The sequence below is a fragment of the Coprococcus sp. HPP0074 genome (genome assembly GCF_964238105.1).
Classification (GTDB): domain Bacteria; phylum Bacillota; class Clostridia; order Lachnospirales; family Lachnospiraceae; genus Faecalimonas; species Faecalimonas umbilicata.
This window is the reverse complement of record NZ_CAXSKS010000003.1, coordinates 1-14341: the sequence shown is the minus strand read 5'-3', so window position 1 is coordinate 14341 and position 14341 is coordinate 1. Positions and strand designations below refer to the sequence as shown.

The window sequence follows — 14341 nt, the reverse complement described above, 5'->3', positions numbered from 1 at the left end:
TAAATTTTAGCAAAAGAAAGGAACTTACAACACTTATGAATCCAATACCTTCAGCAACTACCAAACATCCACAAGTCAGAACGCACCTGCTTGTACGGATTGCACTTGTTACCGCAATCACCTGTATTTTAGCGCCGCTTTCCATCCCGCTGCCATTTAGCCCGGTTCCCCTCTCTCTGACCAACCTGGTCTTATACATCAGTATCTTTATACTGGGATGGAAAGCTGCCACTGTAAGCTATCTCGTCTATCTTCTCCTCGGAGCTATTGGTCTTCCTGTCTTCTCCGGATTCGCAGGAGGTCTCGGAAAACTCGCAGGACCGACCGGAGGCTACCTTGTCGGAATGATCTTTCTCACAATCCTATCCGGGTGGATCGCAGAGCGATTCTTAAAAAAACCTGCAGTCATCTTGATCGGAATGCTGCTCGGCTCCGCAGTAAACTATCTGTTTGGAACTGTCTGGCTCTGTGTACAACTCCACCTATCCTTTGCAGAAGGTCTGATGATCGGAGTAGTTCCTTATCTCTTTTTTGATATTACAAAAATATTGATTGCCCTCTTCGTCGGTCTTACGATCCAGAAGCGGTTGAAAGCTCTGCTTTTATAAGCCGTTTACTTTTGTCAAAGTTCTTGGAAGCGCGTCTTTGGAATTTTTCCACGGTTCGTCCTTAAATCGATAATCAAACTTATCGACAAACCAGCTAAGGTCATCCCGCACGCGCTTCATATTTTCCAGATAGAGCTGATTCAATTCACTGATAAAGGAATCCAGCAAAGCGCCGCCAAGTCTTTCCGGCGCCATCTCATACAGCATCCCGTAATGTTTTGTACAAAATCCTTTCGAGGAGGTAAACAATTTCCGGAATTCTTCCTCTTTCTTATACAGATGAAAGATTGTACCTAAATAATCATGGAACGTCTTCTCGATCTTCTCGCAGACAAAGCAGGATTTCTCCAACTGCCCGATATAAGCAGCCAATCCTGAGGCTTCTGTCTTTTTCTTGAAAAACGATGCCTGCTTTACCGGTTCTTTCTGCCTTTGTTCAATTTCCTTGATAAAAGAATCCATATGCGTCTTATAGATCAGTGCAAGCCCCAGCCGATCCGGCATCTCATTTAACATCGCTGCATGTCTTTTGCAAAATCCTACTTTATCACTCTCTTCCCTGCGCTCACTTACCATATAAGTAGATGGACGCAGTGCATATTCAAGAGCATCCTGTTCCAGCTTGTGGTAAATACTGCAGAGAGGACATTCACAGTCCTCCCGAAACGCATCATTTACCGGAATCGTATATAACTTCTCTTTCATCTGTTTTTTCTCCTCATAATCTAATCAGGATCCTATAGCACTTACCTGTTCTGGTCCCTGTAATAGTTGATCAGACAGCCTTTCTGGATGATTTCTCGCTCATTCTCCGTCATTTCTCCCAACCGGAATGTGACCTCCACCAGATCATCTTTTACAATGTAAGCTGTAATCTTATTTTCCTTTTGTTTGATTTTTTCTAAAATATCCGGGAAGAAAATATAGTCTCCATTGTGAAACGATAGTTGTTCTTCCTTTTCGTCTGTCAAAAGCGGGAGCATACCCCAGTTGATCAAGTTTGAGCGATAGCGCTTGGTAGCATACTCTTCTGCAATATTTGCCCATCCGCCAAGTACTTTCTGACAGGAGGCTGCCTGCTCTCTCGCAGATCCGTCGCCCGGCTTCACTGCAAATATCGTACTTCCGATTCCAAGTGTCCCCTCACCTGCCTGCGGATATCTCCTGCGCACAACTTCCATCACATCCTTCAGCTCTTCCAACACTTCCAGCGGACATTGTCCTTGCTCAATTGCTTTTTGTGCCTTCTGTACTTCCTTCGCTCTGCCTACATATGCCGGATCTTTTCTCGACAAGGCAAATTCTGCCAATCCAAGCGGATTGGACCGATAGGAGGAAGTCTCTCCAGACGGAATCAGTTCGTCAGTCGTCGTGACTGGATCATGAATCTCTGATACCACCTTCAAAAGGAGATGTTCCGGAAGCGGCGGCATCTCCGGCCAGTCTTTAATGTTTGGTCCAAGTTTAATCTTGACTGACGGATCTGCAATTCCTTTACTGTCAAAGACACGATTCGCATAAATATTACTATCAAAATGATACTTCGGCATCTGATATTCTCTGTCCATCATATCTGCCGCCGATGTAAGGTATCCCTTATTCGCCGCAGTTGCCGCAATCGATCTTGCATCCATCAAAGCTACAGAAGCAATCTGTCCACTCTGTAATTTTGATCCCTCCCGATTTGGGAAGTTTCTTGTAGAATGCCGGATGCTGAGCGCCCCATCTGCCGGGGTATCCCCTGCACCGAAACACGGACCGCAAAATGCTGTCTTCACAACCGCCCCGGCTTCCATCAGTTTTGCAACAGCCCCATTCTTCACCAACTCCATGTAGATCGGTGTACTTGCCGGATACACACTGAGTGTAAACTCATCTGCTCCGATTCCGCATCCTGAAAGAATCTCAGAAGCAGCACAGATATTTTCAAATCCTCCACCTGCACATCCGGCGATGATGCCCTGTTCCACATAAAGCTTTCCGTTCCGCACCTTATCCTGCAATGTGAAATTCACATCTCCTCCAAGACTTACCAGCGCTTTCTGCTCCACATCATGAAGAATCTCGCTCAGATTCTGATTCAGTTCGCGGATTGTATAGGCATTGCTTGGATGGAACGGCATCGCGATCATCGGCTCAACCTTGTCAAGATCTACATATACCATTCCGTCATAGTAAGCTGTCTCACCTGGAGAAAGCTTCTCAAAATCCTCTTTTCTTCCGTGGATCTCAAAAAACTCCTCTATGACAGCATCTGTTTTCCAGATAGAAGACAGACATGTCGTTTCTGTCGTCATCACATCAATTCCGATTCGGAAATCCGCACTTAATTTCTCTACTCCCGGTCCTACAAATTCCATGACTTTATTATTCACATATCCGTTTGCAAAAGTCGCCTTGATAATCGCAAGCGCTACATCCTGTGGCCCCACACCGACTGAAGGCTGTCCATCCAGATATACCGCGATCACCTCTGGCATGCGGATGTCATATGTTTTATTCAGCAGCTGCTTGACAAGCTCCGGTCCTCCTTCGCCAATTGCCATTGTACCGAGTGCACCATAGCGTGTATGGCTGTCAGAGCCGAGGATCATCTTGCCTCCGCCTGCAAGCATTTCCCTTGCATACTGATGGATTACCGCTTGATGCGGTGGAACATACACTCCTCCATACTTCTTCGCGCAGGTCAGTCCAAACATATGATCATCTTCATTGATCGTCCCACCGACCGCACACAGACTGTTATGACAATTCGTCAACACATACGGTATCGGAAACCGTTCCAGTCCCGATGCCCTTGCCGTCTGAATAATTCCCACAAAAGTGATGTCGTGCGAAGTCAGTTTATCAAATTTGATTCTGAGGTGCTCCATATCCGGAGACGTATTGTGCTCCTTCAGAATGCGGTATGCAATAGTCTCCTTTGCCGCTTCCTCTTTGGAAACAACATGCCCCACCTTGCCTTCTATCTCCCTTACAGCATCTTCTCCATCTGGCACAATCTCTGACCCATTTAGCAGATACACTCCTTGATTATATAATTTCACCATACACAGTACCTCCTGTACATTTTGCAGTTGTCTGATTTTTTCGAGTTATATGGATTTATTATAGACTTATCTGTCATTCATTTCAATAGCGAATATTATTTAGATAATACAAACCTAGGAAAACTGTTCTTTCTCATACAAAATGTACTTTTACACCGAACTGCAAGGGAACTTCTTTTTCCCCAGCCTTTGACAAATAGACAAAAAAAGAGACCAAAACCTCTTTTCTGAGATTTTAGCCTCTGCATTTCTTAGTCCTGAACGTATGGCATTAAAGCGATATGTCTTGCTCTCTTGATTGCTACTGTAAGAGCTCTCTGATGTTTTGCACAGTTTCCTGTGATTCTTCTTGGAAGAATTTTTCCTCTTTCAGAAACATATTTTCTTAATTTTGCTACGTCTTTGTAATCGATTTCGTTGTTTTCTTTACCGCAGAATACACAAACTTTTTTTCTTCTGCGTCCGCCTCTTCTCTTCATTGGAGAATCAGCTTTGTTACCTTTATCGTAAGCCATTGTGGTATTACCTCCTATATTTATACAAATCTACTCATTGTATCGTCTAACTGAATGGTAATTCTTCATCAATTCCATCTGGAATGTTCATGAACCCATCTCCAATATCTGCACTTGGAGCTGGTGATGGACTTGGACTTGCCTGACGGTAGCTTCCCATGCTGCTTTCGCTTGCAGCTTTGCTCTCAGCAAATTCCTGATCTTCTACAACAACATCTGTTGTGTAAACTTTCACACCATCTCTGTTTGTGTAACTTCCTGTCTGAATACGACCACTTACAACAACCTTTAATCCCTGGCGGAAATATCTCTCTGCAAACTCTGCTGATTTTCCGAAAACTACGCAGTTGATAAAGTCGGCACTTGCCTCTCCGTCACGTTTAAAGCGGCGGTCTACTGCTAATGTATATCTTGCAACAGCAGTTGCGCTGTCACCTTGTGAATATCTCACTTCTGGATCTCTTGTCAGACGTCCCATCAAAATTACTTTATTCATACGATTTATCCTCTTTTCTCTATGCTTCTTGTTTTACGCATAAGAATCTGATAACGTTTTCCATGATACGCATTCTGCTCTCAAGCTCTGCTGGAACAGTAGAATCAGATTCGAAGTGGATGAAATAGTAATATCCTTCTTTCATTTTCTGAATTTCGTAAGCTAATCTTTTCTTACCCCATTCATCAACGTCTGTCACATTTCCACCGAAACGAGCGATAAGCTCTTTTACTTTTTCGATTACTCCTGCTCTAACGTCATCTTCAACTTTTGCGCTGACTACAACAGCTAATTCATACTTGTTCATGTTCTTGCACCTCCTTATGGTCTCTTGGTCCCTGAACCTTGTCAGGAACAAGGAAATATCGTTCGCGGACGCTTGTCTGCAAACAACAATATATCACAAGTCAATACTATACCATAAGATTCTACTGATTTCAAGCATTTTTTCTGATTTCTTTTGTGTTTTTTTCTACTAATTTTCTTGTAATCATAATCTGATGTCCACAACCTGTGCATTTTAAACGGAAGTCTGCTCCGACACGAAGAATCTCCCACTCGTAGCTACCACACGGATGTTTTTTCTTCATGCGGACGACGTCCCCGACTTCATATACATTAGCCATCTCTTGTCCCTCCTCTGCCGTTTCCTTCCTTGTCTGTCTTACTGTTCACTGACTTTTACTGCCTGCACGACAAATCGCTCCTCATCAGCAACATTTGTACAGGTAGAAAGTGTCACAATCTGAGATGCTGCGTCGATTTCCACATTCGGCGTATACAGTGATGTTCCTTTGATCGTCTCAATGTAATTTAAAAACTCCTCATCCGACTGAAATGCAAACTGATAATTTACAGCAGTATCCTCTACAACTCCCGCCACAAAAATCTGGTATTTTGATTCTTTTCCATCAGGAGTATAGATAGAAAAATACGGATATTTCTCAAAGAAATCCTGTTCTTTATATTTTAACAGCTGAGCAAACATCGTTCCATTTTTCATATTGTGTCCATAGATGATTGTGTTGCGGTCTGTAAAAGTACCAGTATTATCTTTATCTACAAAAAGTGTTCCTAACTTGTTGTCATTCGCCTCAAAAGTTCTCGTCAGATATTCTTCGTTATCTCTGCCTTTGACAACCGGATAACTGATCTCTGACGGCTCCTCAAAGCGGATCCATCCAACAGTATCGGGATTCATCTGCTGCAATGTCGCAAAATCAACTGTAAAGCGTGGCTGAACTTCCGGTTCTTTCTCTTCTTCCGGTTCTTTCTTTTTTGGCTCTTCTTGAATGACAAGTTCTCTGATCTCCTCGTACTCCTTCTTTCCTTCATGGTACTCGGAAAAAATCTGGTAGAGCTGATAGCCGGAAAATACAAATACGCACACTGCCAGTATCAAAATAAGATTGCTCAGCAATCCTGATTTTTTCTTCTTTCCTTTTTTCCTTGATCTTTCCTGCTTTTTTGCCATAACCGCTTCTCTTTCACCTCCTCATATGCAAAGCTTCCTTTGTATAGTTGGAGTGTAGCACATTCATGGCTTGATTGCAATTATTGATTCCTGTAGGGAAGAAGTGCCTCAGTTCTCTCTGCTTCCAAAATTTTCTTCCACTCTTTCTGTATCTTTTTCTCGACATCGCGGTAAGAAGTCTGAAACCGGACTTTTCCTATATTATATCCAAATTCCTGAATACATTTTTTCTCGTCTTTTTTCTCTTCATGCATTTGCGACTCATCCAGCGCCTGAAGTCGAAAGGTCTTTTTGACTGGTCGGAATCTCCGGTCAAATTCAATGTTGACTCCTGTCAGTTCATATTCCCCCTTGATCACAACTCCCGACATCAGCGCAAGTTCCTGTTCAAATGCTTCCAGCTGCTTTTTTTTAACAACCTTGATATTATAATTATTTTTTCGGATATCCGACACATTCAACTTGAGCTCTCGAATAGAATCCAAATACGATTCTTCATACAGTTCTGGATTTACTTCCGGATCTGAATCATAGATCTCACACCCTTCGCTCTCTCCGTAGGAAATTCCGACCTGAATTCCGTTTCGATAACTGTGCATCCCCCACTGCACATCTTTCGGAATCACTGCTCTGTCATTTTTCAGATCAAACCGCACTTCCTGCTGATGATAACCCTCTCCAAGTATGACATTAATATAAGATTCTTCTGCCAGAATACGATTTACCGTTGTCTTGCCCGAAATCTGCTCTGCACAGCCGGTCATATTGCCCAATATCACTGCAGCCAGTATACCACACAGCCACTTTCTCTCCTTTTTCATCCTGGTTTCCTCCTACTGCCCTTTTATTTTTCCTTTTTATAATCCTTCGCAGAACGATACCGCTCTCTGTAATGATATTTTTCAGGACTCTTCCACACTTTTTTCATTGTCTTCTTCACTTGATTCTCAAGATAGGTTGCGTCCCCCCTTTTCTTGTCCGGAGAGGCCGGCAGCACATCCAGACATTGGTGAGCCTCCTCATAATTTGCAGGTGCATAGTTAAAAGACTCTGTGTCAACAATTGTCTTGCCTTCGATCGTCTTCTGCTTTGGATATGCCTCCGAGTTACTCACAATTCCTGTTACTTCATCCACTTTCAAAATATCCCACTCCGTAATAAAGGCTCCTGTCTGCACGTCGATAATAAATTCTGACAACCGGTTCGGTGTCAGCACCTTGTCATATTCCTGCACTTCAAATCTTCCTTTGCGCAGAATCTTATTGTGATGTCTGGAAGGTTCCCCATAATATAGAGAAAACTCATACTGCTTCGCATAATTTTGCAGCTTTTCATAATCAGTCTTCCCAGCAAAATGACTTCTCACATACTGAATATTCTGCCTGTCGATGTACATTCGAAATTGATGTACTTTCTGATCATCCAGTATTTTATACGATCCACTCTTCTTCTGCCATGCAGTCCGTACACAGGCAGCATAGGACTCCAGAAATTCCGCATGCGGCGGCATCTCACTGTCAAACTGATACTCACCTGCCAACTGAAGCATCTCATTCCCATCCATATAGCCACCCATCTGAGAGATGACAAGTTGCGCCTTCTCTTTCGCTTTCAGCCCACTGACTTCAAACATATAGGTGTAGACACCCGAGCCAACCTTGTGTACTTCTGCAAATGTATCTTCCAGTTCTTTTAAATAGGTTTCCTGAGGGATCTCTGTCAGAGAATCTTCCCGAAATTCCCCGAATCTTGCATCGATTGCTTCCAGATAGGCAAATACTGCTCGGCGATCCCAGCCATCCTTCTTTATCAGTTGCTTTGACTGGTCTCTCAAAATCGCAAGAAAACTCTCATCTGCTGCCCGCGCCACATTTGACAAATCTTCAATATACTGTTCTGCCGTCACATCCTTCTCCGGGACAATTTCCTGTATCTTCAGCAAAATTTCATTGTACCTGTCCTCAAAGGATACTTCTTCCACAACATCATCGTAAGCATACTGCTGTTGCAGTTCCTGCTCCACAGTCCGGAGATCCTCCTCCGCAATCGTCTCTGACTGCAGATGAAACTGTACCTCCTCCGGCCGATACATTTCATCAAACCGAATTCTCACTGCCGTAAGCTGTACCGCCTCAATATCCACTGCTCCCACATAAGAAAGTGCCGTCAGAAATCCTTCGAGCTGCTCTTCCTCTGTAAATTCCATCTCATAATTCTGTTCTTTAATCCTCTGATCCGTCAATTCCAGGTTGATAATGGGAAGTAAAAAGAACTGTGCATCCAACATATCTGACAGCTCTGTGTAAGACTCATACTCTTTCACACCTCTGTATGTCCCATAAAAAATTTCTGCACAATTCCCATCTCGGATTATAATCTGTTTTTCTCCCTCATTTGGCTGCACAATGGTTCTTGCTCCGTAAATATCATACTCTGCCTCTCTCCCCAGATAACGTCTGCCAAGCCTCACTCTCATATAGGTGAGTTCTTCCAGCACATCCTTTACAAAAATCTCCCCTTGTTCCTCCTGAGATTTCTCCGCCTGGTCCCCATCACCCAGAACATTCTCATTTCGAGCACCATCATCCGGAACACGATCATTCTGGATACTACCATCCTGTCTGGCTTCCCCAGATGCAGTTGCCTCGTTTTCATCGACCCTCTGTGCAAATACATTTCCACCGCTTCCTGTCCCCGTCAGGAGCGTGATTCCCGCGAAAATGCCTGCACAGATTATCAAAATGATCCTTCTTCTTTTTTTCCACACGCTCTTTCTCATTCGATTCCCGCTTCTTTTCTTATCTTAATTTTTTTATGCCGATTTCGCTTCTTATATGCATCTCAGAACTTTCTTTCAGTTTTCCCGTTCCCTATGTAGTCTATTCTCTTTTGTCTCTATTATATACTAGGGATTGCTGTCAGAATCCTCTTTCTGGACTTTTTCAGCTTTTCTATCCTCTTCCACAATTTTCAGGAAATCTGCATTCTCATCTTTGATCCTTGGAATAAAACGGTTTGCAAATTTTCCCTTTCCTCTCTGCTTTACGTAAAAGAATCCGATAATTGAGAATACAACCGCACCGATGAAATTGACAAATAAGTCTTTCATCGTATCGATCAGCCCAATATCCAGATAACCTCCTAAGCCCAATTCCATCCCATTGATGGCAGTATTTTTAATATTATCAATATGCACTACCCGATTCCCTCCGGTCGGGTCCAGCATCACAGTGGAAATACTGTGTACGATCGTGTCTTTCTGCATATCCATACCCAAAAACAAATCCATTCCACACTCCCAGAATTCCCACATGACACCGATCGTCATAGAGAAGCAAAATGCCACAACTGCCATAAAAAGAGGTGATAACTGTACTTTCACTTTTTCATTCCGATTCAGAATATCTACAAGGGAAAATCCGATCGCCGCCGCAAGGAATCCATTGATCGTGTGGAGCATCGTATCCCAGTTCGCTACCTTTGTATAGTAAGAACCGATTTCTCCCAGTATCTCCGCCGCAAAAATGAAGATCAATATAAAAATCTCCAGTGTCGTCGGAAGTTCTATCTTCAGTTCCATCTGAATAAAGCTTGGAATCATCAGAAGAATCAAGGTCAGTATACAGTAGAAAACCCCTTCATAATTTCGATTGAATATCTGAAGAATCATCACAAGGATCACAAGTGCGCGAAGGGTCACATACACTATAAAAGAACTCTTGTGCTCCCGAATCTCCATTTTCAGTGCCCGCATCCGGTCCTTTATCTTTTGTCTCATAGCGTCCTCCTTTGTTCATTTATTTTATGAAATCATAGCAAACTCTCCTTGGATAGTCAATGAATGGCTGCCATATATTCCCGCGCTGTTTTTCCCGTATATTTTTTAAACTCTACACTGAATTTCGCATAACTGGAAAATCCAGTCATAATCGCAACCTCCATAACCGGGAAATCTCCTGTTTTTAAAATTCCCTCTGCCTTCTCAATGCGAAGCCGGTTCAAATATTCTCCGACTGTCACATGCATCTCTGCTTTGAAAGTTCTCGACAAATACCCCGGACTAAAATGAATCGCCTCCGCAATTTTCTCCATTGTAAGCGGCTGATCAAAATGTGCATACATATACTGGATTGCTTTTGCCACAGGCGCTGAATGTCCCCTCGTCTTCGTCTCCATCACAATCTGACAATATGCGCGCAACATCTCCTCTTCCAACATCGTTGTCTCCAACCCGCTTCTCGCCTGCTCGATGCGGATCGCAAACAAATCACTGATCTCGTGTACTCTCACAACATCTGCTCCCCCATCCACTGCCGCAATTCTGCAGATTGTATTGACTGTAAACAAAAGATTCTTCTGTGAACGAAGCGGATTATCCGGGGTTCGATAGAAAAATTCTCCTTTACTCATCTGAGAGATTCCACGCCTTGCCATCTGGAAATCTCCTTGTTCCACCGCAGCCCTCCATCGCCGTTCCGTCTCGTAATTTAGCAAAACATCTGTCTTCTCTAACAGCCCTTCCCTTTCTCTCCTTGTTTCTTTCACACATTCCTCCTGCCCGGGCATCTCCTCATATATGACCGGGATCTGTTTCCACTCAGGACAAACTTTGATCAGATACGAAAGGACATCTGCCATCGATTTTGCCCGGTTTGAAAAATATGGAAGCTGTGAATACAAGAGTTCATACTTCCCTTTTCTGGAAAGTGACAGCTTCTGGCTATGAAGAATTTTCAAGACAAGCTGCTCTGAATAATGCTCCGTCAGAAATGGTCCTGCTGACAGATAATAACTCTCATCCTCCTCTATGACCTTCAGATTCATACAGACGAGATGAAATTCTGGAAAATACTGATAAGAAACACTATCTTCCTTCGCTTTCCCAAGATGTTTCCACATTTTCTCCGGATGATCCCAAAGTTTTCCACACAATTCCTCGGGATATGGGTTTTTTGTGAATTTCACAATACAGTCTCTGTCACCGCCGTAGATTGTCAGGTCAACCTTCAGCGCCTTGTGCAGCACTCTGGCAGTCTGCACCAGTTCTTCATGTGTTTTCATGTTTCCTCTCCTTTCACAACTCTTCTTCCCCCTAAGCTGCCCTATTCTTTCCTAAACCTTATTTTAGAAAATCAGACTTATTTTTACATACCTTTTACTGTCCGCTATTTTTCATCTGACAGCATATTTCAATAATATTATAGCATATTTCTTAATATCTCATCTCACAAAATACGATAAAATAAAAGTATATTCTTCCGGATTTTCCAAGTGATTGCTAATTGGAATCTACTTGCCACAAATATTTCTGAAAGAATAAATTTATAAGATTGGAGAAAAAATAATGTCAACAAAAAAGGCAACAGAAATGATTCGCTACTATAAGAACCCAAATGGGCCTACGATTGGTGTAACAGCCAAAGATGTGATCGAATCCGATGGTCTTTATTTCAAAGACTTAAACGGTGACGGAACATTAAATACTTACAAAGACTGGAGAAAAACTCCTTCAGAACGTGCCAAAGCACTTGCAGAGGAACTTTCCTCCGAGGAAAAGATCGGTCTGCTCTTCATCAATTCTTTAAAAATGGGAGCTTACCAGGAAGACAAAGAGGCAGTCGATGCAACCGGACTTCTTGATGAAAAAGTAATTGAAAAAGACACTACGATCTTTAACGCCGAAAAATATCACGGAACCACGTATACAGTAAAAGATATGGGAATCCGACACTTTATCCTGCGCGAAAATCCAAAACCGGACGAACTGGCAGACTGGATGAACGAACTGAATGCACTTGCTGAAGGCGAAACACATGCGATTCCGGTTCTCATGGTATCAAACTCACGAAACGAAAACGGAGAGATCGTCTTCGGTATGAACGATGCCGCTGGTGTATTTGCCACATGGCCGGGAACAATGGGAATTGCCGCTGCCGTAAAAGGAAGCAGCCTTGACCTGATCGATGATTTTGCAGAATGCATCCGTGAAGAATGGGATGCAACCGGAATGAAAAAAGGATATATGTACATGGCAGACGTCGTATCTGATCCGAGATGGCAGCGTACTTACGGTACGTTCGGCGAAGATCCAGAACTGATCAACAATATTTTTGACCGCCTTGTTCCAGGCATTCAGGGAAGCAAAGATGGTGTAACAACAGATGGTGTTGCAATGACTGTCAAACATTTCCCTGGCGGCGGTGCTCGTGAAAATGGATTTGACCCACACTACAAACAAGGACAATGGAATGTCTACCAGACAGAAAACAGCTTACAGAAATACCATCTGCCAGGATTCCGATCTTCTATTGCAAACCACGTATCCTCTATCATGCCTTATTATGCAAAACCTGCAGCTGAAAAGAGCGGCATCCAGTACGACATGAATGGAAATCCGATTGAAATGATTCCAGTTGGATTTGCGTTTAACCAGTTTTTCTTAAAGGAACTTCTGCAAAATCAGATGAACTTCCAAGGCTATATCAACAGCGACTCCGGTATCACCATCAATATGGCATGGGGTGTGGAAGAACTTGACATTCCTGAAAGAATCGCACTTGCAGTTAATTCCGGTGTCGATATCATCAGCGGTTCCTTTGATGTATTTGCCGCAAAAGAAGCTTTAGATAGAAGAACAAATGGCTACTATACAGACGGTGCGCACAAAATTCCTGACGGATATACATTAGAGCAGATCACATTGTCTGAAGAAGCTCTCACAACTGCGGCCGCACACACATTAAAAGAAATGTTCGAACTTGGTGTCTTTGAAAACCCATACCGTGATCCGCAGACTGCAAAAGAAGTGATTGCAAATCCGGTACACTGGAAACATGCCGATGACGTACACCGCAAATCTGTTGTCCTTCTGAAAAACAAAGAACAGCTTCTCCCTCTGACAGCAGAAAAACTTGCAGACAAAAAAATCTTTGCAAAAGGATTTGCATCAAAAGAAGATACTGCCAAGGCGCTTACAGAAAAACTGCACAGCATCTTAGCCGAAACTCCAGGAGTGACACTTACAGATCATTACGAGGATGCTGACTATGCATTCCTCTTCGCAAGTCCAAGTTCCGGAGAATACTTCAACGCAACAAAAGGATATCTCGAACTGGATATCTGCGAGAACAAAACTGTCCACGATGTTGACGATCTCGGAAGACCAGCTGAGGCGACACACGAAGAAACAACACTTCTTGGCACTGATGAGATCCGCGTGATTTCAGAAGCAATCCATGCAAATGGAGGAAAGGTGATTTCTAATATTAACTTTACACTCGCATGGATGGTGGGAAATGTCGAACGTTATTCTGACGCACTGCTCGCTGGATTTGACACTTTCCCGGAAGCAACGATTGATATTATTACCGGTGCCTATACTCCAAGCGGAAAAATGCCGATCACCCTTCCAAAAGATGACAGTGTTCTCGCTGTCAATGCCGACGGTGTCTGCGTATCTCGCAACGACGTACCGGGATATGACAAAGACTTCTATATGCCGGAAGAAATGAAGGATGAGAACGGCAAAGCATACGCTTACCGTGACAGCGAAGGAAATTACTATGAAATGAATTTTGGGCTTGAGTTTTAAAAATCTTACCCAATAACTAAAAAGGAGAGGGCACATCCGTTTGCCCTCTCTTTTCATTTCTCATGAAATTGTTAAAAATCTTTGACATAATCATTCTTACACAAAATCCAAAGAACTTTTACCGCACAAAAAAGTACCGAATCACTTCGATACTTTCTAAGGCGCCAACCAGATTTGAACTGGTGATAGAGGTGTTGCAGACCTTTGCCTTACCACTTGGCTATGGCGCCATAACTTATATATTTTATTATATGAGCCAAATGAATCATTTATGCTCAAATGACTCCTACGGGAATCGAACCCGTGTTACCGCCGTGAAAGGGCGATGTCTTAACCGCTTGACCAAGGAGCCTTATTCGTCTTTTCACTTTTAGAAATAATTATTTCTAAACTCCCCAAGTTGGACTCGAACCAACGACAACTCGGTTAACAGCCGAGTGCTCTACCGACTGAGCTATTGAGGATTAACCTGAAGATATTATACCTTCAAAATCACATACAGTCAACTACTTTTCTAAGTTTTTTCTCTCTCCATCCATTCTCCTATCACCACTTGGTTATGCCCTCGACCGATTAGTAACAGTCAGCTCCATACATTACTGCACTT

Annotated in this window: 13 protein-coding genes and 3 tRNA genes; 2 read left to right on the top strand and 14 right to left on the bottom strand. The window is 43.0% G+C overall.

What is annotated here, in order from left to right:
• The first annotated feature begins 35 nt into the window (after positions 1-35).
• Positions 36-608, top strand: coding sequence for a biotin transporter BioY (locus ACESPO_RS04405; RefSeq protein WP_499788522.1), 573 nt, complete (start codon positions 36-38; stop codon positions 606-608).
• Here ACESPO_RS04405 and ACESPO_RS04400 read toward each other — a convergent pair.
• From ACESPO_RS04400 to ACESPO_RS04350, 11 genes are all read right to left on the bottom strand, one after another.
• Complete coding sequence (locus ACESPO_RS04400) at positions 603-1313, bottom strand: DUF6062 family protein (protein ID WP_499788521.1); 711 nt, start codon at positions 1311-1313, stop codon at positions 603-605. The two genes, ACESPO_RS04405 and ACESPO_RS04400, sit on opposite strands and share 6 nt — an antisense overlap.
• A 41-nt stretch (positions 1314-1354) precedes the next feature.
• Positions 1355-3658 (bottom strand): hydratase, encoded by a 2304-nt coding sequence (locus ACESPO_RS04395; protein ID WP_390109135.1) that lies wholly within the window; start codon positions 3656-3658, stop codon positions 1355-1357.
• 251 nt (positions 3659-3909) lie between these two features.
• The gene (rpsR, locus tag ACESPO_RS04390) at positions 3910-4173 is read right to left on the bottom strand and encodes a 30S ribosomal protein S18 (protein WP_008976957.1); all 264 of its coding nucleotides are present in this window, start codon (positions 4171-4173) and stop codon (positions 3910-3912) included.
• Positions 4174-4219: 46 nt separating this feature from the next.
• Complete coding sequence (locus tag ACESPO_RS04385; RefSeq protein ID WP_008976958.1) at positions 4220-4669, bottom strand: single-stranded DNA-binding protein; 450 nt, start codon at positions 4667-4669, stop codon at positions 4220-4222.
• Between the two features lie 19 nt (positions 4670-4688).
• On the bottom strand, positions 4689-4976 hold the full coding sequence (gene rpsF, locus ACESPO_RS04380) for a 30S ribosomal protein S6 (RefSeq protein WP_008976959.1): 288 nt from the start codon (positions 4974-4976) through the stop codon (positions 4689-4691).
• A 130-nt stretch (positions 4977-5106) separates the two neighbouring features.
• Positions 5107-5295 (bottom strand): DUF951 domain-containing protein, encoded by a 189-nt coding sequence (locus ACESPO_RS04375; protein WP_016439570.1) that lies wholly within the window; start codon positions 5293-5295, stop codon positions 5107-5109.
• A 38-nt stretch (positions 5296-5333) separates the two neighbouring features.
• A complete protein-coding gene (gene srtB / locus ACESPO_RS04370) occupies positions 5334-6143 on the bottom strand; it encodes a class B sortase (RefSeq protein ID WP_499788520.1) in 810 nt (269 codons plus the stop codon).
• An 80-nt stretch (positions 6144-6223) separates the two neighbouring features.
• Entirely contained in the window at positions 6224-6964 is a 741-nt protein-coding gene (locus ACESPO_RS04365) for a hypothetical protein (protein ID WP_499788519.1), read from the bottom strand.
• Between the two features lie 23 nt (positions 6965-6987).
• Positions 6988-8922 carry a DUF3114 domain-containing protein gene (locus ACESPO_RS04360; RefSeq protein WP_499788518.1) on the bottom strand — a complete coding sequence of 645 codons (1935 nt, stop codon included), beginning with the start codon at positions 8920-8922 and terminating at the stop codon, positions 6988-6990.
• A 126-nt stretch (positions 8923-9048) separates the two neighbouring features.
• Positions 9049-9921, bottom strand: a complete 873-nt coding sequence (locus ACESPO_RS04355; protein ID WP_270602895.1) for a DUF2238 domain-containing protein — start codon at positions 9919-9921, stop codon at positions 9049-9051.
• Positions 9922-9977: 56 nt separating this feature from the next.
• Complete coding sequence (locus ACESPO_RS04350; RefSeq protein ID WP_009263311.1) at positions 9978-11204, bottom strand: helix-turn-helix domain-containing protein; 1227 nt, start codon at positions 11202-11204, stop codon at positions 9978-9980.
• A 283-nt stretch (positions 11205-11487) separates the two neighbouring features.
• Between ACESPO_RS04350 and ACESPO_RS04345 the strand changes: the two genes are divergently transcribed.
• The gene (locus ACESPO_RS04345; RefSeq protein WP_120106126.1) at positions 11488-13734 is read left to right on the top strand and encodes a glycoside hydrolase family 3 protein; all 2247 of its coding nucleotides are present in this window, start codon (positions 11488-11490) and stop codon (positions 13732-13734) included.
• A 159-nt stretch (positions 13735-13893) separates the two neighbouring features.
• On the opposite strand, the gene ACESPO_RS04340 is transcribed toward ACESPO_RS04345, so the two are convergent.
• The 3 genes from ACESPO_RS04340 to ACESPO_RS04330 form a co-directional block, all read right to left on the bottom strand.
• Positions 13894-13964: transfer RNA gene (locus tag ACESPO_RS04340), tRNA-Cys, on the bottom strand.
• Between the two features lie 50 nt (positions 13965-14014).
• Positions 14015-14086 (bottom strand) — tRNA-Glu (locus tag ACESPO_RS04335).
• A 39-nt stretch (positions 14087-14125) separates the two neighbouring features.
• A tRNA-Asn gene (locus ACESPO_RS04330) sits at positions 14126-14198 on the bottom strand.
• Positions 14199-14341 lie beyond the last annotated feature (143 nt).

What these genes read in the sequence shown, in the direction of transcription:
- ACESPO_RS04405 (WP_499788522.1), top strand. Translation starts at nt 36, where the DNA reads ATGAATCCAATACCTTCAGCAACTACCAAACATCCACAAGTCAGAACG.
- ACESPO_RS04400 (WP_499788521.1), bottom strand. Translation starts at nt 1,313, where the DNA reads ATGAAAGAGAAGTTATATACGATTCCGGTAAATGATGCGTTTCGGGAG.
- ACESPO_RS04395 (WP_390109135.1), bottom strand. Translation starts at nt 3,658, where the DNA reads ATGGTGAAATTATATAATCAAGGAGTGTATCTGCTAAATGGGTCAGAG.
- rpsR (WP_008976957.1), bottom strand. Translation starts at nt 4,173, where the DNA reads ATGGCTTACGATAAAGGTAACAAAGCTGATTCTCCAATGAAGAGAAGA.
- ACESPO_RS04385 (WP_008976958.1), bottom strand. Translation starts at nt 4,669, where the DNA reads ATGAATAAAGTAATTTTGATGGGACGTCTGACAAGAGATCCAGAAGTG.
- rpsF (WP_008976959.1), bottom strand. Translation starts at nt 4,976, where the DNA reads ATGAACAAGTATGAATTAGCTGTTGTAGTCAGCGCAAAAGTTGAAGAT.
- ACESPO_RS04375 (WP_016439570.1), bottom strand. Translation starts at nt 5,295, where the DNA reads ATGGCTAATGTATATGAAGTCGGGGACGTCGTCCGCATGAAGAAAAAA.
- srtB (WP_499788520.1), bottom strand. Translation starts at nt 6,143, where the DNA reads ATGGCAAAAAAGCAGGAAAGATCAAGGAAAAAAGGAAAGAAGAAAAAA.
- ACESPO_RS04365 (WP_499788519.1), bottom strand. Translation starts at nt 6,964, where the DNA reads ATGAAAAAGGAGAGAAAGTGGCTGTGTGGTATACTGGCTGCAGTGATA.
- ACESPO_RS04360 (WP_499788518.1), bottom strand. Translation starts at nt 8,922, where the DNA reads ATGAGAAAGAGCGTGTGGAAAAAAAGAAGAAGGATCATTTTGATAATC.
- ACESPO_RS04355 (WP_270602895.1), bottom strand. Translation starts at nt 9,921, where the DNA reads ATGAGACAAAAGATAAAGGACCGGATGCGGGCACTGAAAATGGAGATT.
- ACESPO_RS04350 (WP_009263311.1), bottom strand. Translation starts at nt 11,204, where the DNA reads ATGAAAACACATGAAGAACTGGTGCAGACTGCCAGAGTGCTGCACAAG.
- ACESPO_RS04345 (WP_120106126.1), top strand. Translation starts at nt 11,488, where the DNA reads ATGTCAACAAAAAAGGCAACAGAAATGATTCGCTACTATAAGAACCCA.